Source organism: Streptomyces pseudogriseolus, assembly GCA_002154585.1.
GTDB classification, from domain to species: Bacteria; Actinomycetota; Actinomycetes; order Streptomycetales; family Streptomycetaceae; genus Streptomyces; species Streptomyces pseudogriseolus.
In genome coordinates, this window is record MUNG01000301.1 from 1 (window position 1) to 18,757 (window position 18,757).

An 18,757-nucleotide genomic window follows, 5' to 3' on the forward strand; every position below is an offset into this window, starting at 1 on the left:
CCCCCTGCCCCTGCCGCGGACGAGACACCCGCCCGCACGGCCGACGGGCAACCCACCCCGCGAAGGACGACCCCGGTCCCGGCGAAGACCTCTGAGCCGGCAGCGCCCCGAGACGCGCGCTTCGAGAACGGACCCCTGGCGGTCATCGACGCCGAGGACGGGAAGGTGTCGGCCTACTGCGTGGGCGGCCAGATCCTGGACGTGCCTGCCACGTCCCTGCCGTCCCTGGTGGAGTGGACCCTGTCGAAGGCGAGGCTGGGGCAGCCGAAGCTCTCCGGCCCGGGCCGCCCTGCCGACCCGCTGCTGGTCCTCACCGAAGCCGCCCTGGAACACTTCGGCCTGCCCACCGCGCTCACGGACGAGGAAAAACGGGCGGGCCGCATCCCCGACGGCCACACCACCGTCAGACAACTGGCACGCGCCGACTGGAAACTCACCCAGCGGGGCCTGGGCCCCTGGGCGCGGATCTACCGCCCCGCCCAGGGCTCGGAGCGCCAGTGCGTGCAACTGTGCATCCCCGCCTGGCACGCACTGGACACCCGCCACTGGGGCCACGCCGCCCAGCTCCCCCCGGCGGAACTCGCCCGCGTCCTGGGCGTGTACGCCACCCGCGTGATGACACCCCGCGGCTCCACCGCCGTCACCGGCCTGGAACTGATGACGGCGCTGCACCCGCCGACCCGCGCGTCCGAGCCCGACGCCGCCGGCCGACGGCACCCGGAGCGCAACCCGGGCTCACTGGGCGCCCAGCCGGTCGACCCCGCACCGTGCGAGGCCCCCGACGGGCATCCCGTCCTGGCCCACCTTCCCCGCTTCCACGTCCGCGGACCGGACGAGAAACTCTTCGAAGAGGCCTACGACTGGGCACGGCCCATGACGGACGAGGAATGCACCCTGCACCACCTCGTCGGCATCGACGTCAACATGGCCTTCGCCGCCGGCGCCAACGGCCTGAGTGTCGGCCTCGACGCACCCACCCACGTCGCGAACCCGGAGTTCGACCCCAAGCTGCCCGGCTCGTGGCTGGTCGACCTCTCCCACGTCGACCTGTCACGGGTGAGACTCGGCAAGGAATGGGTGAACCTGGACGGAGACCTGCTGCCCTCCCCGTTCACGCCCAAGGGCGACCGCCCCCAGGGCCCCGCCTGGTACGCGACCCCCACCGTCGCCTACGCGACGGAACTCGGCTACGACGTACAGCCCTTGGAGGCCTGGCTCCGCCACCACCACGGCCGCTACCTCGACAACTGGTACAAACGCCTGCGCGACGCCTACCTCACGACCATGGCAGACCTCGGCGTCCACACCGACCTGCCCCCAGCCGAGTTCCTCACCGCGATGGACAGCTACACAGACCGTGACCCCGACCTGGGGCTGGTCGTCTCAGCCATCAAGGCAACAGTCAAGGGCGGACTCGGCAAACTCCGCGAACGCCCCCGCGGAGAAGGCTGGCGCCCCGGCCAGCCATGGCGCGCCCTGTCCCGCCCCACCTGGCGCCCCGACATCCGCGCCGCGGTCATCTCCCGCACCCGCATCAACCTGCACCGCAAAATCGTCAAACACGCGGCGCACACGGGACAGTACCCGGTGGCGGTCCTGTCGGACTGCGTCGTCTACGCATCCCCCGGCCCCTCTCCGCTGGACTTCCTGCCCTACCGCGACGACAAACCGCTCCCCGGGGGCTTCAAACTGGGCGTCAGCCCAGGCCTGGTGAAACACGAGGGCACCCAGACCGTCCTGTGGGGAGAGGAAGTCCGTGAACGCTTCGACGCACCGACCCTGAACCTGGCCCGGTACATCAAGGACGGCACCGTCACCGACACCGACACCGGCGAGTGAGGCAGAGCAGGAATGACCGTGATCGGCGACGGCCTGGAGGCGGCGGTCCACAAGGCGTTCACCCGCCCCGCCCCGAAAACCGCACCCGCACAGATGCGCTACCTGGTCAGAAAACTGAAAGGCACCAAAGCGGTCGCCCAACTGCTGCGCGTCTCACAACGCACCGTCGAACGCTACGTGAAGAACCAGATCAAGAAACCCCGCCCCGAACTGGCCGCCCGCCTCGAACGCGAAGTGAAAAAGCGCTGGCAGCCCCAGATCCGCGCCCAGGCCCGGAAGCGGGCGGCGACCAGCGACGGCATCGTCATCGACACCCGCGCCCGCCTCGGCTACACCGCACCCATCGGCTCCACGGACGAGTCCCGCGTCCGACACCTGACCGTCGCCCTGCCCCCGCACCACGCGGCACGCCTCTTCGACGCCCAGGAAGCCGGCGCCGACGACCGCCAACTCCAGCAGATCACCGCCGACGCACTCCGCGAGGTGTACTTCCAGGACGGCGGCCGCCGCGCCGGCACCCTGGAAGAAGTGCGCTTCACAGACATCGAACACGTGGAGTTCGAGCTGTAGTGGGCGTCATGTGAGGCCGGACTTCTGGGACTTGCCCAGGCCCGAGATAACAGCCGCCCGGACTGTTACTCGGGCGGCAGGTCGTCCAGGCTCGGCGCCGACCGGGACGTACTGGAGGCATACGAACGGGCGGTGGTCAGGAAGTAGCTGACCGAGCTCCGGTTCATCACCGACACAGTCGCCCGCACACGGCTGCGCTTGCCGGCCGAATCCGCCCGGCAACCGCAGTCGCGTTCCTTCCACGTGCGCTGGAAGGATGCACGGTGCCGGTGACCGAGCTGGCCGACGCAGGCGGACCTGGCCGTTCTCTCCCTCCACGGTCCGTGTAATCCACCGGCGACCTTCGGCAATCGATCGCTGGAGTACGCAGCCGTACTGGTGAACATCGCCGGTGACCAGGGACAGGTGTTCGCGGCGCAGCACGGCTCCGTCCACGTCACCGGAGTCGACGATCCCGATGAGGGCGCGGTTGGCGTGCCGAGAACGGCTTCGCCTACGCGTGCCAACGGCGCGGATATCCACGTCTCCATCGATGGCCGCCGTCCCTATTCGTGGCGGCGCGCCACCACACGTCGGGCGTCGCGCCACCGCCGCACGCGGTCACCGGCCTCCCCGATCACGACCAAAAGCACTGCGGAGGCGGCGCACGCCGCCAACCCAGCCTGTTGGTCGACGAGTTCACCAATCACCCAGAGGACAGCGGTGACCAATACCCACCACGCCGCATAGACGAGGACGACGTACGGACGGACTCTCTTCACAGTGACCACGATACGCCGACGCCGCGCCCGGACCGCACGGCCGGTGCACGACGAGCCGGGGGCAGGCACCGCGCACTCGGCGTGGTGCCTGCCCCCGGCGGTTCGACGACCGTGTGTCACCCGCGGGTGTAGACGATCCGGTAACTGGAGACGTACGTCCGGGACGTGCGCGCCCAGCTCCAACCACCGGTCCGGGTCCACTTGATGCCGGTGAAGGCGATCCGGTACGTGGTGCGGTCCCGGTAGGAGTACTGGTAGCGGGTCTCGTGCGTCGCCAGGATCTTCTGCTTGCCCCAGCCGTACCAGGCCACGACCTTGCACTTGAAGACGTACTGCTTGCGGTAGCGGTACTGGCGCTTCCAGGCGGTGATCGGCAGGGGGCCCTTGTCACCGCTCACGACGTCCCACATCCAGTGGTAGTTGTAGTTCTGCCAACTGCCGTAGGTCCACCGGGTGGTGCGCAGCACCGTGGTGAGACTGCGGCCCGTCCAGGCGTGCTTGGGTACCCGGCATGTGGCGCAGCCGGTCACGTCGTCGCTGTTGACCGGATCGGCGCAGGCGTAGTCGTAGGCGTTGCAGCTGCCGCCCGGAACCGGGTCGGCCGACAGGAACCGGCCGGTGGCGGGGTTGTACAGGCGCACGCCCATGAGCAGCAGGTTGCTGCGCGTCTCGCCCGAGCGGTGCTGTCCGCCGTGCCAGCCGTACCGAACCGGGGCAGAGCTCTCGGCGCGGTTGCCGTACTCGTCTGTGGCCAGCACTGTGGGTGCCCGCCCGGCGGTGGCGGGAAGCTCCAGCACCACGTCGCCGTGGAGGTTGACCAGGTGGAGCACCGTGCCGCCGGTCTTGGCGGTGGTGGCCACCAGGTTGCCGTCGAAGCCGTTGACGTTGCGGGTAACCTCTCCGGTCGCGGTGTCCTCGACGATCCAGCGCGGGCTGTCGGCGTCCGAGCTGTAGTGGTTCAGCTTGGACTGGGTCCGGGTCCAGGAGCCGGAGGCGTTGGACTCGACCGTCCAGCCGCGGAAGCGGAGCTGGGAGTCGAGCGACCAGGTCTGCCGCTGGGAGCCGGCCGTCTGCTGGCGTACCAGGTCGTTGTTGAAGTACGCGAGCGTAGTGCCCGGCGCGGAGGTGGTGCGGCCGAAGGCGTCATAGGCGTAGCCGCTGTCCACGAGCCGGTCGGCGCTGTCGTAGGTGTGGGTGGTCGTGGTCGCGCCGCTGGTGGTGCTCTCCAGTCCGGGCGCCGCCGCGGAGACGGCCCGCGTCTTGCGGTTGGAGTTCTTGTCGAACGTGTAACTGCGGGTCACGCAGACGGCGTCGACGGTGTCGTCCTGGGCTTCGGTGAGACGGCCCGCCTTGTCGTAGGTGAATGTCTGGTTGGCCGTCTGCCCGGCCGAGCCGGTGTAGGCGGCTCGCTGGCCGTGGACGGTAGGCAGCAGGTTCTCGGAGAAGAGGACCGCTCCGTCGCTGTCCCGCGTGTAGGTGCGCTCCGTCGGCTGGCCGGCCGGGTTGGTGCTCTGGCGCATGGTGTAGCCGCCGGGCAGCTTCTGGCTCTGCACCTGGCCGTCCGCGTCGTAGCTGACGGTGAAGGTACCGGCCACCGAGTCGGTGATGGCCGACGGCAGACCGCGTGGGTCGGCCGTGGTGTCGTACGCGTACGTGGTGCTCGACGGTACGTTGTCGCTCACCCGCAGCGGCTGGCCTTCGGCGTCGTAGGTGCTGGTGGTGACACCGCCGTCCGCGTCGGTGTAGGAGATCAGGCGTCCCAGCTTGTCGTAGGACTTCCTGATCGTGCCGCCGTCGGTCGAGGTGATCGTGGCCACCTTGCCGCTGGCCGGGTCGTAGGTGGTGGTCACGGTGGGGACGGCGGAGCCGAGCCCGCCGGTGACGGCGACCCTGACGGCGCGGCCGGCTGCGTCGTACTCGGTCGTCTTGGTCCGCGTGCTGCCGGCTGCGGTCTCCGTGAGCTTGGAGGTTTCGCCCCAGCGATCGTATTCGGCCAGGGTGGTGACCGTCTCGGCCGGGTTGGCGCCGCCGCCGGTGACGGCTGCGGCGGGCCGGGTGCGGCACACCTCGTCGGCCCACTCGGGGCGGCCTCCGCAGACTCCGGTGCCGTCACCGGTGTAGTACTCGGTGATCAGGGTTCCAGCGTCCGCTCCGGTGGAGGCGGGCAGGCTGCGGCTGATCTGCCGGCCTGCCGCGTCGTAGGTCGCCTTCTCGGTGATGTCGAGGCCGCCGGGGTCCTGGACGGTGCTGGTGGGTTGGCCCTTCGTCCAGTCGAACACCGTCTGGGTGACTCGGGCGTCGGCGGTCAGCGCCGGCCAGTTGCGGGGCTGCCCGCCCTCGGTGGTCTTGGTGACCTTGTCGGAGACGGTGGCGGTGCCGTCGGTGGGCCGTCCGCTGTCGTACTCCATCACGGTGTGGTGCCGGACCATGAGCTGGTCACCCGCGGCGGCCACCGTGGTGATGCCGTCCTTCAGGTCCGTTTCGAGCACCGCGCGGTGCAGCGGGCCCAGGGTCTCCAATTCACGCGAGCCGTCGGCGCTGTAGACGCCGCGGTTGGACAGCAGTTCCGCCCGCTCCGCGGTCGGCAGGGAGCCGATGCCGAGGTCGGCGAGGGTGGCCTTCTGCGCGGCGGTAGTGCCGAGGGCGAGGGCGCGGTTGGCCGCGGACAGTTCCCGGACGGCGTTGCCGAACTCGTCGTACTCGGTGGTGGTGACGTTTTTCGCCGGGTCCAGGGTGTTGACCTCGCGGCCGGAGGCGTTGAGGTAGGAGACCATGGCGCGCCGGTAGTCCGCCGCGGTCAGGGCGCCGCCGTCGTGGGAGGACGGCCGGGCGTCCGTCGGGAAGACCGCGGTCGCGTCGGTGGGCGCGTCGAGCTGACCCCACGCCCGCACATCGGCGGCCCCCATCGGATGAGGTGCCTTGGTGCCCGTCAGGGGCACGCCGTAGACGACGGTGGTCTGTGCGGTGTTGCCGTCGGTCTCGTCGGCCGAGCCGGCCTTGAGAGTGGGGCGGGACACCTTGAGCAGCATGCCGTCACCGGCGACCGGGTCGCCGCCGACCTTGCCGTAGGTGAAGGTCCACGGCAGCTGGCCGGGCGGGGTCAGCTCGGTGACCCGGCCCGCCGCGTCGTAGGAGTACGCGGTCTTCAGCGCCGGCGAGATCCGCGGATCCCACGTCTCGCGCAGCCGTCCTGCGTCGTCGTAGGCGTACTTGGCCACCGGCGTGGCCGTCGAGGCGGCCGCGCCCGGCGAGGTCGCCCACACCCGGATCTCGGAGACCTGGTCCTTGAAGTCGCCGAAGGCCGAGGCCGTCGCCGTGGTCGAGGAGGCGTAGACGAACTCCAGCACCCGGCAGCCCTTAGTGGCCGGGGCGGCCTCGCAGGTGCCCACCGTCACGGCGCTGGTCGCGGCGATGATCCGCTTGGGGCGGGCCAGGGCCTTGCCGTCGACGGTCACCGACTCGGAGACCACCTCGGTGGTGGAGTGGGCCCGCCCGTCGACCAGGGAGCGGCTGACGGCCCAAGCGGTGCCGGCGGTGCCCACCCGGCGGAACGTGGTGACCGTGCCGTCGGTGTCCGACAGGACGAGGTCGCCGCTGGTGAGGCTGCCCTTGAGGGTCAGGTTCTCCGCGCCGGGCTCGGGAACCCAGCCGGTCCTGGCGGCGTTGGAGGTGAAGGACACCGTGCCGCCGTCGGAGGTGACGACGTCCAGCGAGGTCGCCGACGTCTTGCGGATCTCGGAGTAGTCGGACTCGACGGCCTGGGCGGCCGTGCCGGTCACCCACTGCTTGCCGAAGATCGCGGCCTGCCCCTCCTGGTCGGCGCCCGCCGTGGGGGTGCGGGAGGAGGCGCTGCGGGTGACGCTCATGTCCAGCACTGACACGTCGCTGCCGGACAGGGTGTAGTCGCCGGTGAGGAGGTTAAGCGAGCCGGGACCGACCTCGGAGGTCGCGGCGCCGTCGGCGTTGCGGTCCACCACGACGGTCAGCGGCTGGGTGGCGCCGACGGCACCGCCCGGGCCCGTGAAGTCTGCCTTGATCTGCACCGTTCCGTCGGGGTCGACGGTGTCGGTGGCGTTCCAGACGAGCGGCGCGTTCTTCCCGTCGGTCAGCGGCACCGGCCAGGCGGACAGCGGCTGGCCGCCGGCCGTCACGTGGCCGACCGGAATCCTCACCCAGTTGTCCGCCGCGGATCGGCGCCAGGAGAACGACACCTGGTCGTACTTACCGGCCTCCGCCTCGGCGACCAGCGGCACCCGGCGTGCGGTGCGCTCGCCGTCGGCGGGCTGGACGAATCCGCCCGGACCGGCGTGAAAGGTGTACTCGGCGGCGTCCGAGGTGTTGGCTGCCTTGTCGACCGAGCGGACCTGCAGGGTCTGGGTCCCGTCCCGCGGCGGTACGACGCTGATGGCCTTGGCCGCGGTGGACCCGCCGGTGGCGACCTTGGTCCACGTCACGCCGTCCAGCGACCACTCCAGCCAGTTGTGGTCAGCGGCGGGCGGGGTGACCGTGAAGGTGCCGGCCTGGCCCGCGCCCTTGACCCAGGCGTTCGCCGGGTAGTCCGTGGAGGTGATCTTCACGGGGGCGGAGGGCACCGAGGTGTCGACGGTGAACGTCTTCCACGCCGACCAGCCGGTGTTGTAGTGCGACCCGTCGTACGGTGAGGTGCGGAACTTGTACGTTCTGCCGTTGGTCAGCACCCCGGCCGGCACCGTCACCGAGGCGGGCTGGCCCGAGGGCACGTACGGGGAGACGAGGACATTGCCGACCTGGGCGTTGGTGGCACTGTCGAAGATCTGGAAGGTCCCGTTGACCTTGTCCCCGTCGGCGTCGACGAAGGTGTCGCGCAGGGTGGGCGTGGTGGTGTTGACCATGTAGGCGCCGCTGTACGAGTAGTACGGCGGTCCTGCCTCCTGCTTGGTCCCGGTGCGCGGCCGGTAGTTGTAGTTGACGACCAGCTTCGGCGGATTGGCGGCGGCGTTGGCCGAGTTCACCCGCTTCCACTGGGTGGTCGCGGTCTCACTGGACGCGCGCAGGCCCATGTGCCCGCGCGAGGTCTTGGCGGACGCCCACTCCTGCACCAGGGCGGTGACATCGGCGTTGATCCAGCCGTCGGGGGCCGAGGTGCACGCCGAGTTGCCCCTGGTTTCGGTGGAGGTGGCTTTCAGCGCAGTCCAAGCGGGCTGCGCGTTCCACCGCGAGGAGGTGGTCGCGGCGCCGGTGGACCACACCTCCCACGGGTACGCCTTGCAGTCGGTGTTGCCCGAGTGGAAGTTCCACAGGGACAGCTTGGCGCCTGTCACCAGCGCATCGGCGATCGGCGCGGTGTTCCACGAGATGAAGGAGCGCGCGGTGCGCGGGGTGCCGTCGGCGTTCTTCGTGCCGGGGTCGCCAAGGTCCAGTTCGACGTCGGTGGACCAGTCGCGGGTCTCGCCCTGCTGGACGTAGGTGTCGAAGACGTTGGACAGGGTCGAGGTGGAAGGGTCCACCGTTACCGGGTACTTGGTGGCCGGGTCGTTGAGGAACTCCATGTCTGGGGTGATCACCAGATCGACGGTGGATCCCCTGGTGACGGCCTTCATCGCCACCGGCACCCGGCGGGTGTGCTCGCCGGAGACCGGGTCGACGGTGGCGTCCCACATCACCGGCGCCGGCATGACTGCCTGTGTCTTCTTCTTGTCGGTGAAGACCACGCTGCCGTCGGACCGCTGCTCGACCTTCAGGCCCTTGGCCTTCAGGGGCAGCGTGTAGCTGTAGCCGTCCGCGGCGGGCCGCCGCTTGATCTCGACGAACTGCTCGAAACCGGTCCGGGTCGCCTCGACCACGACGTCCGCGCCGGGCACGGCGTCGACGTACTCGGCGCGGGTGCCCTTCAGCGTGGGCTGGGGGAGGCCGCCCCTCCACTGCAGGGTGATCTGCTCGTCGCCCTCACCGAGGGTGACGAGATCGGTGGCCCGCGAAGCCTGCGCGGCCTTGAGGGACGCCGCCGGAGAACCGGTCTCGCCGGCGAGTCGCAGGCCGCGCGGGTGGGCCAGGGGCTCGACCGTTCCGCCGGGTCCGCGGACGAGGTCGAGATCGACGTCCCGCCAGGTGCCGTCGGCCTCGTCCCGGAACCGGACCGGGCCGGCCGTCAGCTCCGTGGTGAGCGACCCGTCCTTGTTCGCCCACGTGGTGGATGTCTCCGTGCGCTCCGAGAGAGCCTCGACCCGCTTGCCGGACAGCCGGGCGGCCACCCGGGCGGACGGAATGTCAGCGGCCTGGGTGACGGCCGCCTTCTCGGCGGCGTGGGGCTGTTGGGGCGACTGCGCCAGGGCCGGACCGACGCCTTCGAGCACGGTGACGGCCAGGGCGAGGGCGAGACCGCCCGCCAGGCAGCGGAGGCTCACCCCCGACCAAGGACGCCCGCGCTCCTGCGGCGGGGGTATGTGAACCGACATGACTCCTCGTCCACTCCTTTCACCTGCGCCTTACCTATGTAAGGGCGATGTAAAGATAGCGAGGAGGGGATGTGATGCAACTCGGGCAAGCCCGGGCAAGATTGACGTCTCAACAGTCAAACGTGACAAGATCCACTTCGTTGGGACCACGTCGGCGGCGTTCTCGCGGGCGTCCCGCGCCGCGGCCCGCCGGGCCGTCCGCCCCGGCACCGGCGCCAAGGGCGCGCTCCGGGACGGACGGGGCGGACCAGGACGCCGCCACACACCCGCGACGCGACGGCGGGGGAAGGGCTGTTCGGAGGACTCGGCGGCAGGTCGCGGCAGGCCGGCTACGCACGCCGCCCTCGCCGCATCCAGCCCGTCACCACGACCGACCACCCCGGCCGGGGAAAACGACCACCTGCGCGCGAGCGCCCAGGACACCTTCACCGACCTGATGCACCCCGCACAGAGAGCGTACGGACGCCATTGACGCCACGCTCGTACGGGATGCGGCGGCGGTGGCGCCCGTGCTGCTGTGGACAGCCGGGCCGGCGTTGAGACGGCGCCGGTGGGCGGCCTGGCGGCAGGGATCTCCGCAGTACTTGCGGGGCAGGTCGCGAAGCCGCAGACCGCCGGCCAGCCCGCCACGGCCCGAACACAGGCCCGAGCCGGAGGCCCACCACGTCCCCCAATAACGTGACCACGTCGCGCCACGGACCGGACGGGACGCCCCGCGCGCCGATGGGGCGCGCGTCCGGCGCCGGGCGGGGAGTACCCGCCCGGCAGGCCGTCGACGCGAGGGCGCCGGGACCGTCAGATGTCGATGACGCGGTAGGCGATGGTGTAGACGCCACCAGACCCCTCGAGCGAGCGGTACTGGATCTCGGCGCCCGCCTCACTGCCCGTCACCAGCGTCGCACCCAGCTTGTCGTCGCCGCTCGTCGTGTCGTAGTCCCACAGCGTCATGGTGCGCGCCTGCTGCTTGCCGAGGACGAGGGCCGCGTTACCGTTGCCATCGGTCATCGACCGGACGTAACCCGGGCCCATTGTCTGGTACTTGACGCTCCCCGGCCACACCTTGACGGCGTTTCCGTTGGCGTCGGTGACCTTCAGGTAGGCCTCGTCGTGATCGCCCTCGCTCTGCTGGTGACAGGTCAGCTCCAGCAGTTCGATGCGGACGTAGTCGATCGGCTCGGCCTGGGCCGCCGCGGCGAATCCGGCGACGCTGCTCAGCGAGAGCAGAGCGGCGGTGGCCACTCGAGCGATTCCACGCATGGTTGGTTCCCCCTTGAACGGTGTGGTGGCCCCGCGTCGTCCTGCGAGGGCCTGTGCCGTCCCCCGGCACGCATCCACCCTGCCGCCGTCACCGCCTCGCATCTACGCGCGTCCCACTGAGCGGAACACGGCCGGACGCCCTCACGGACGTACCTCGATCCGGGACCGGCCCAGTGCACGGGTGACGGCGGCGGCTGCTTCGGCGACCCGGTCCGCCATCACCTCCAGCCGCTGGCCGGCCTCGACCATCACGGCCACCGCCCCCACCACGGCTCCCGTCGCGAGCCGCACCGGGTGCGCGGCGCAGCAGACCCCGGCCACCACATCCTCCCGGTCCAGGACGGCGCCGCTGCGCACCGGGCCTCGCAGCGCTTTGCCCAGCGCCGTGTCCAGAGAGAACGCCTCGCCGTTGCGGACCGGCACGAGTGGCTCCACCCGGCCGGGCACCGAGCAGACCGTCAGAGCCCGTTCCTCGTGCATCACCGCCAGCACCGCACTGCCTCCGGTGGCGGCTCTCAGCCGGTGCAGCGGCAGGCGTCCCGCCATGCGCAGTCCTGGGTGCGGCTGCCATGCCTGGCCGAGCCGGTAGAGCTGTGCGCCCAGCCGGTAGCGCGCGCCGCGGCGCTCCACGGCCCCCAGGGCCACCAACTGCTCAAGCAGTCGGTGAGCCGTGCTCTTGGGCACTGCGCAAGCTACCGCCAGTTCCGTCACCCCTGCCTCGTCACCGTGCTGCCGCAGCGCTTCCAGCAGCGCGAAGGCCCCCTCCAGCACTCCGCGTCCTCTGTCCGCGGTTCGTGTACGTACGGCTGTGTCCATGACATCCCCCGATGGCGTGTCCCGGTCGCGTCCCCCCACAACGGCGCGGCCAACGTCCGGGACCATGTTCCCCGGACCGCTGTGCCGGGCGAAACCATTCCGGTGTGTCGCCCCGCACACACCCGGGATGGCTTTCGTGAGGATCGACGGAGAGCGGAAGTACCTGTGGCGGGCCGTGGACCAGGACGCAACGTGCTGGACATCCTCATGCAGAACCGCCGGGACAAAGGCCGCAGCCAGGCGCTTCTTCCGCAGGCTGCTGAAGAGGACCGGTGCGGTGCCGCGGGTGGTGCGGCAGCAACGAGGATCGTTCTGATGCCTTCATGAACGGAACGTTGTGGGGGACGCTCGGGGCCAGTCCAGCTGGATCCTGGCTCGGACGCGTCCTGGGGTAGGGCGACTTACGTCAAGCCTCACGGATCAGTAAGGAGCGGGCCATGAGCCGAGATCGGTCGAGCCTGCGGCGTCGTTGGCGCGGCATGCTCGTCCTGGGTGCCTTTGGAGCCATCGTTGCGGGACCGCTGGAGTTTTTGGACCCTGGAGCGGGCTGGGACGTTTTCTTCGCACTACTGGTCGGTGCTGCGGCCGGAAGTGTCGTGGGCTTCCTGTTGCCTTCTTTGCTGACACCGCCCACAGAGACCACAACCTGGTCGTGTTCCTGGAGGGCGCCTGCGTCGCCGAACCCGAGACATCCTGGACGACCCGCAGTGGGTGGAGGGTGGCGCGGCGGCCACGCCCACGCATCCCACGCCACCTGGCGGATGCGGTGGCAAGTCAGTACGAGGCCCACCGTCAGTTCCCTCAAAGGAAACTGCACCCGGCCGGCCGCACTGACGCGCGCCCACCGCCTTTCGCACGCCTGATATTCGCCTCCCCTCAGTGGCGACAGAAGCTACAGTCGGTGGGCGGTCAGGTGTTGATCCGAGGGGGCGGACCATTACCGGAACCATGAGCCGGCGGCATCCGGCGTGCACGGCGCCCACGGCCCGGCCGAAACGCGTCCCTCCGCGGCGCCGCACACGCCGGTGGACTACAACCGCCGGCCGCTTCCCGGGTGACCCCTTTCCCTGCCCCCTCCGCGTCACCATGACGTTCGCGCCCGGGTCACTGCGGCGCACAACTCCTTCTTCCCGGAATCAGTTAGGTGGTATTCCCATGAGCGTGGTCGACCTCGCGGCGCTCGGCGAGTCCTTCACCCGCGACCCCTACCCCGTCTACGCCCGGCTGCGGTCGCAGGGCCCGGTGCACCGCATACGCATGCCGGAAGGAGGCGCGGAGGCCTGGCTCGTCGTCGGATACGAGGCCGGACGCGCCGCCCTCGCCGACCAGAGACTCTCCAAGGACTGGAGCAAGGCCTCGCCCTCCCTTCCTCTCGGCGCCATATCCCCCGGCACCCATATGCTCAGGGCCGACCCGCCGGACCACACCCGGCTGCGCAAGCTGGTCGCCCGGGAGTTCACCACGCGCCGCGTCGACGAACTCGCCCCGCGCATCCAGGAGATGACGGACACACTCCTGGACAGGATGCTCGCCGCCCCCGGCGGGCGCGTCGACCTCGTCGAGGCGCTGTCCTTTCCGCTGCCCATCTCCGTGATCTGCGAACTCCTGGGTGTGCCGGACCTGGACCGGGGCTCCTTCAGGGCGTGGTCGAACGACGCACTCGGCGCGGCCGACCCCGAACTGCGTCAGACCGCGGCGAAGTCGATGGCGCACTACCTGGTGGAGCTGGTGGAGCGCAAGCGGCAGCAGCCCGGTGACGACCTCATGAGCGGACTGATCCACGACTCGGACGACAACGGCGACAGGCTCTCCCACGAGGAACTCCTCGGCATGGCCTGGCTGCTGCTCGTGGCCGGCCACGAAACCACCGTGAACCTCATATCCAACGCCGTCCTCGCCCTGCTGACCCACTCCGAGCAACTGGCCGCCCTGCGCGCGGACCTCTCCCTCGTCGACGCAGCCGTCGAGGAGGCACTGCGCTACGAGGGACCGCTGGAAACCCCCACGTTCCGCTTCACCACCGAACCGGTGACGATCGGCGACACGGTCATCCCTGGAGGGGGCGAACTCGTCCTCGTCGCCATGGCCGATGCCAACCGCGACCCCGAACGCTTCCCCGAGCCCGACCGTTTCGACATCTTCCGTGACGCCCGCGGCCATGTGGCGTTCGGCCACGGCATCCACCACTGCCTGGGTGCGCCGCTGGCCCGGCTGGAGGCGCGCATCGCCCTGAGGACGCTGCTGGAACGCTGCCCGGACCTGACCCTGGACGTCCACCCGGCGGCGATCACCTGGCGCCCGGGAATGATGATCCGCGGTCCGCACAGCCTTCCCGTACGGTTCACCCGGTAGGACGGAGGAGCCACAGGGCTGTCACTTCCGCTGATCCGGCGCGGCCCGCCGGATCAGCGGGCGGGCCCGGCCGTCGAGGAGCCCGGTCTTCCTGTTGACGCCTTCGGTGACCTACGGCCCGCCGTCGTAAGGCTCATAGTTGACTGAGGTCTTTGACGTAGCCGATCAACCGACCGTCCAGCCAGACCGTGGAGGACGACCCGCTCGTCCGGCGTGACCGGCACACCGGCCCGCACCGAGGAAACGCCCGCGGTTAGAGTGCCCTCATGAACCGGCGGTCCCCGACGCTCGAGGACGTCGCGCGCGAGGCGGGGGTGTCCCGCGCCACCGTGTCGCGGGTCGTGAACGGCGTGCGCAACGTCGATCCCGGCATCCAGGAACTGGTCCGCAACGCGATCGAACGGACCGGCTACACGCCGAACCGCGCGGCGCGGGCGCTGGTCACCCGGCATCCCACCGGAAGCGTGGCCCTCGTCGTCTCCGGCGCGGGCGACGCCTTCGCCGGCCGGGTGTTCGCCGACCCGTTCTTCGGGCGCGTCGTCAACGGCGTCGTGGGATACCTCCGGGCACGCGCCATGCAGCCGGTGCTGCTGTTCGCCGAGTCCCCGCCGGCCAGGGAGCAGGTGGTCGGCTACCTGCGGCAGGGCAGCGCGGACGGCGCCCTGGTGGTCTCCGTCCAGCCGGACGACCCGCTGCCGGACCTGCTCCTGGCCGCCCGGGTGCCGACGGTGCTGTTCGCGCGTCCCGCCCGCGACACATCGGTCAGTTGTGTCGATCTCGACCACTACGCGGGAGGGCGGCTCGCCGGGGAGCATCTGCTGGCCCGCGGCTGCGGACGGATGGCGACGATCTGCACGTCGCCGGAGGTCAGGGCCGGCCGGGCACGCCTCGCCGGATTCCGCGACGCCCTGGCCCGGGCGGGCCACGGCAGCGTACCCGTGGCCGAGGGGTCTTTCAGCCTGGACAGCGGGGCTACGGCGATGGCCGCGCTGTTGCGGGACCACCCGGAGGTGGACGGCGTGTTCGCGGCCAACGACCTGATGGCTCAGGGCGCCTGCCACGTGCTGCGGGAGGCGGGGCGGCGCATACCGGAGGACGTCGCCGTCGTCGGGTTCGACGATTCGAGCGTCGCCGTGACCTGCCGGCCGCCGCTGACCACCGTGCGCCAGCCCGTGGAGGACATGGCGGCGGCCATGGCCGGGATGCTGGAGGAACAGGTCCGGGGCGTCCGCACCGCACCTCGCACCCTGGTCTTCGCACCGCAGCTGGTCGTACGCGAGTCCGCCTGACCGCCGCGCCCGCTCGTCCGCTCCTCGCACGAACGACGCACGGGCCCGACGGCACCCCTGTCACGCGGGTGCCGCCTGGCCCTCGGGCCTCCGGCCGGGTCAGGGCAGCCGGTGGTCGGCGTTCAGTACCGCTCCGCGCTCGGGGTGGTTCTGGTCGTAGCCGCGGGTGTCGCACTGGAGGCCGCCGACGATGCAGTGGTCGACCAGCGCCTTCAGGGTCCGCTCCTCCCAGGCGTTGAAGAAGTCGTAGTGGAAGGAGTACCCGCGGCCGCTGGCCAGGCGGACCTGGCTCATGTCGCCGTTCACCGGGAACGCCATCTTGAACTCGATCATCGGCAGGGCGACCGGGTGGGAGGCCGGGCACATGTTGTCGTTCGTGCCGGGTTTCACGACCGGGTAGGCCATGTGGCTCTTGTGGTCGGGGGTGTCGAGGTACTTGCCGTCCCAGCAACTGGGCGCCTGGAAGCGGATGTTGAGCTGCACGTCGGGACGGCTCGGGCAGGTGGCGGGGAAGTCGACGTTGAAGAAGCTGTCCCCGCACTCCCAGCCCTCGACGAAGCCTTTGTGGGCGCGGAACTGCTGGGCGCTCTGCAGGGGGTCACCGACGACGTACCGCAGCCCTCTGGGGAACGGCCGCACGCTGGTGTAGTCGGTGATGCCCGACTTGTAGTAGATGACCTGCGGGCCCACGGGGAGGATCTTCTTGTCCCCGTTGTACAGCGAGGGCATCCAGTACGCGGAGGCGTCGGCCGGTGCGTTGCAGGTGGTGTTGCCGCCGTAGAGGCTCGCCGTGGTGCTGCCGGCGTTCGTCGTGGTGTTGCCCATGAAGGTGTGGTCGTGGGACTTGCCGGGCTGTCCCGGGTAGATGATCGGATCGTCCGGCGCGGTGTGGGTGACGGAGCAGTTGGCCTGGAACTCCTTGTGGTAGCGCGGCGGCGGGGTCGAGGTGGACGGGGTCACGCCGGTGACCTGGGGCACGGCCGGTATGTAACCGTCGCCGTCGGGGTCGTCGGCGGACGCCCGGGCCGACACTGCCGTCGTGTGCCCGCTGTGCCCGCTGTGCCCGCTGTGCCCGGCGGCCGAGGCGGCCGGGGCGGCCGGGGTCGCGGCGGGACCGGCCGCCGTGGCGACGGTGCCGACGCCGAGGACGCTTGCGAGCAGTGCGGTGCCGAGCAGCAGTGCGGGGAGTTTGGAGCGTGGTCTCATGGGGCCTCCTTGCCCGCTGAGGTGCCGGTGTGGTGACAGCCGCGACGGTGCGAGGGGTGACGCCGGGCGCCCTTCGCCGTCGTCAGCCGTAGATGCCGAACTCGTGCAGCGAGTAGCCCCAGCCGGTGCCACGCGCCGTCAGGTGCAGGCGTACGTGCCGGGCGGTGGCCGCCACGTCGATGGTGTCGATGTCGCCGTTGCCGGTGGTCGTGGAGTGGACCGTGCGCCAGGCGGTGCCGTTGTCGGACACCTGGACCTCGTAGGACTTGGCGTAGGCGGGGTCCCAGACGAGCTGGAGCTTGCGGACGGGTGTGGCGGAGCCGAGGTCGACCTGGATCCACTGCGGGTCGCTCCAGTCGCTGGCCCAGCGCGTGTCGGTCCGGCCGTCCGTCGCCTTGGCGGGCTCGCACGGGCAGTCGCCGTAGGAGGGCTGGAAGGAGGAGGCGGTGGTGGGCTTGTTCAGCGCCACGTTCGTGCCCGTGACGGGCGGGGCGACGACCTTGACCGACTTCGTCTCGATGCCGGCGTTGCCGCGGCCGTCCTCGGCCTGGAGGTACACCTTCCACACGCCGAGCTTCTCGGGGGCCCGCACGGCGAAGGTGCCGTTGCCGGTGGACCGCCAGGAGGCCTCGATGAGGCGCTTGTCACCGTTGGCGTAGTTGCCGCTGAGGAAGATCTTGTAGGTGATCGGGTCGCCGTCGGGGTCGCGCACGTCCGCGCGGACGGTGAACTCGCCGCCCGCCGGAGCGGAGGAGGCCGGGCTGACGGCCAGGGCGGAGACGACGGGCGGGGTGTTGTCGTTGCCGGCCGTTCCGGTGTAGGCCCGTTTGACGGCGTAGTAGGAGAGCCGCTTCAGCCCGTCTGGCAGGAGGTTGAACCAGATGCCGCCGAAGTCGTGTTCGGTGCCGTAGTGGAAGAGCGTGGCGCCGAGGGCGACGCCCCGGTGTCCGGTGACGCAGTTCCAGGCCTTGGTGTAGCCCTCGGCCTTCTGCACGTCGGTCGGCTCGTCGGGGACGCCGTTGGCGTCGTCGGGCACCTCCCACTCTCCCGCCGGTCCGCCTTCGGTGATGAGGTACGGCTTGGTGTAGCCGCCTTGTTCCCAGTCCTCCCGGACGCCGCAGATGTCGCCGTAGGAGTTCATCGAGTACAGGTCGAGGTCGGGCGCGTTGCGCTGGTAGTAGGGCCAGGCACCCGTCCAGGCGTCGGTGGAGGTGACGGGGTGGCCGGGGTCGATGCTGTGGATCTTCTTCGCGACGTCGTTGACGAAGCCGGTGTAGGCGTTGCGCTGTGCCTCCAGCTCCGCTCCGCTGTAGCAGTTCTGCAGGCCGAGGACCGACTCGTTGCCGACGTTCCACATGAGCGTCGCGGGGTGGTTCCTGTACGCCTCGACCCACTTGGTGAACTCGGTGAGCATGGTGTTCTTGTAGGTGGTGTCGGTGACGTAGTTGACGCAGCCGCCGGAGCCGGGGCCGCCGCCGGGCTGCAGCCAGAAGCCGTTGACGACCTTGAGGCCGTTCGCGGCGGCGCTGTCCAGCAGCGGCTTGGTGCCGCCGTCGGTGCCCCATGTCCGGATGGTGTTGACGCCCATGGACTTCACGTCGGGCAGGTACGTCGGGGCGTCGGCGATGGCGGGGCCCCAGGTCAGGCCTTTGACGGTGTACGGCTGCCCGCCGACGGTCAGCTGCCAGTTCCCCTGGGAGCCGGTGACCTCGACCGCTCCCGTGGCGGGCGGCGTGCCGTCCGTGGAGCCGTACACCTGGAATTCCCAGAGGGAGTAGCCGTAGCCGCCGGAGCGTTCGGTGCCCAGCATGCGGACGTAGCGGCCGGAGCCGGTGACGGCGAGTTCGTCCGTGCCGCCGTCGCCGCCGGTCACGGTCTTCAGCGTCCGCCAGTCCGTGCCGTCGTCGGACGCCTGGATCTGGTAGCTCCTGCCGTACGCGCCCTCCCAGGTCAGTACGACACGGCTGAGGTCGGACCGCTGCCCGAGGTCGACCTGGAACCACTGGGGGTCGCTCCACCGGCTGGCCCAGCGGGTGCCGGTGAGGTTGCCGTCGACGGCCGCCGACGGGGCGTATCCGTCGCCTTCCTGGGAGGAGGCGGTGGCGGGTCTGCCCTGCGAGAGCAGGGTCTCCGCGGCCTGGGCGGGCGGGGCGGCGAGAGCGAGCGCCGGCGCCACGAGCGCGCCGAGGGCGAGCAGGGGGACGGCGCGCCGGACGGCTGGTCCGTGGTACGG

Annotated in this window: 10 protein-coding genes; 5 read left to right on the forward strand and 5 right to left on the reverse strand. The window is 70.6% G+C overall.

Features of this window, described 5'->3' with window-relative positions:
• Positions 1-1,839, forward strand: a 1,839-nt coding sequence (gene tap / locus CCN29_RS24495; protein ID WP_442538473.1) for a telomere-associated protein Tap, incomplete at its 5' end; no start/stop codon positions are given.
• A gap of 12 nt (positions 1,840-1,851) precedes the next feature.
• Entirely contained in the window at positions 1,852-2,409 is a 558-nt protein-coding gene (gene tpg / locus CCN29_RS24500) for a telomere-protecting terminal protein Tpg (RefSeq protein ID WP_086684492.1), read from the forward strand.
• Between the two features lie 877 nt (positions 2,410-3,286).
• Here tpg and CCN29_RS24510 read toward each other — a convergent pair.
• From CCN29_RS24510 to CCN29_RS24520, 3 genes are all read right to left on the reverse strand, one after another.
• On the reverse strand, positions 3,287-9,604 hold the full coding sequence (locus CCN29_RS24510; RefSeq protein ID WP_442538474.1) for a DNRLRE domain-containing protein: 6,318 nt from the start codon (positions 9,602-9,604) through the stop codon (positions 3,287-3,289).
• 795 nt (positions 9,605-10,399) lie between these two features.
• Positions 10,400-10,861 carry a hypothetical protein gene (locus CCN29_RS24515; RefSeq protein WP_031024005.1) on the reverse strand — a complete coding sequence of 154 codons (462 nt, stop codon included), beginning with the start codon at positions 10,859-10,861 and terminating at the stop codon, positions 10,400-10,402.
• A gap of 141 nt (positions 10,862-11,002) precedes the next feature.
• On the reverse strand, positions 11,003-11,632 hold the full coding sequence (locus tag CCN29_RS24520; RefSeq protein ID WP_391669841.1) for a helix-turn-helix domain-containing protein: 630 nt from the start codon (positions 11,630-11,632) through the stop codon (positions 11,003-11,005).
• 172 nt (positions 11,633-11,804) lie between these two features.
• Here CCN29_RS24520 and CCN29_RS36195 point away from each other — a divergent pair, with 172 nt between their 5' ends.
• The 3 genes from CCN29_RS36195 to CCN29_RS24535 all read left to right on the forward strand — a co-directional run bounded on the left by CCN29_RS36195 (position 11,805) and on the right by CCN29_RS24535 (position 15,318).
• Positions 11,805-11,993 (forward strand): DDE-type integrase/transposase/recombinase, encoded by a 189-nt coding sequence (locus tag CCN29_RS36195; RefSeq protein ID WP_442538475.1) that lies wholly within the window; start codon positions 11,805-11,807, stop codon positions 11,991-11,993.
• Between the two features lie 839 nt (positions 11,994-12,832).
• Positions 12,833-14,029 carry a cytochrome P450 family protein gene (locus CCN29_RS24530; RefSeq protein WP_086684501.1) on the forward strand — a complete coding sequence of 399 codons (1,197 nt, stop codon included), beginning with the start codon at positions 12,833-12,835 and terminating at the stop codon, positions 14,027-14,029.
• 266 nt (positions 14,030-14,295) lie between these two features.
• A complete protein-coding gene (locus CCN29_RS24535; RefSeq protein WP_031024011.1) occupies positions 14,296-15,318 on the forward strand; it encodes a LacI family DNA-binding transcriptional regulator in 1,023 nt (340 codons plus the stop codon).
• Positions 15,319-15,417: 99 nt separating this feature from the next.
• Here CCN29_RS24535 and CCN29_RS24540 read toward each other — a convergent pair whose 3' ends face one another.
• Positions 15,418-16,524: a DUF1996 domain-containing protein gene (locus CCN29_RS24540; RefSeq protein ID WP_031024013.1), complete on the reverse strand. Its 1,107-nt coding sequence runs from the start codon at positions 16,522-16,524 to the stop codon at positions 15,418-15,420.
• 82 nt (positions 16,525-16,606) lie between these two features.
• Positions 16,607-18,757: discoidin domain-containing protein (locus tag CCN29_RS24545; protein ID WP_442538476.1), on the reverse strand; the 2,151-nt coding region annotated here is incomplete at its 5' end.

What these genes read in the sequence shown, in the direction of transcription:
- tpg (WP_086684492.1), top strand. Translation starts at nt 1,852, where the DNA reads ATGACCGTGATCGGCGACGGCCTGGAGGCGGCGGTCCACAAGGCGTTC.
- CCN29_RS24510 (WP_442538474.1), bottom strand. Translation starts at nt 9,604, where the DNA reads ATGTCGGTTCACATACCCCCGCCGCAGGAGCGCGGGCGTCCTTGGTCG.
- CCN29_RS24515 (WP_031024005.1), bottom strand. Translation starts at nt 10,861, where the DNA reads ATGCGTGGAATCGCTCGAGTGGCCACCGCCGCTCTGCTCTCGCTGAGC.
- CCN29_RS36195 (WP_442538475.1), top strand. Translation starts at nt 11,805, where the DNA reads ATGGCTTTCGTGAGGATCGACGGAGAGCGGAAGTACCTGTGGCGGGCC.
- CCN29_RS24530 (WP_086684501.1), top strand. Translation starts at nt 12,833, where the DNA reads ATGAGCGTGGTCGACCTCGCGGCGCTCGGCGAGTCCTTCACCCGCGAC.
- CCN29_RS24535 (WP_031024011.1), top strand. Translation starts at nt 14,296, where the DNA reads ATGAACCGGCGGTCCCCGACGCTCGAGGACGTCGCGCGCGAGGCGGGG.
- CCN29_RS24540 (WP_031024013.1), bottom strand. Translation starts at nt 16,524, where the DNA reads ATGAGACCACGCTCCAAACTCCCCGCACTGCTGCTCGGCACCGCACTG.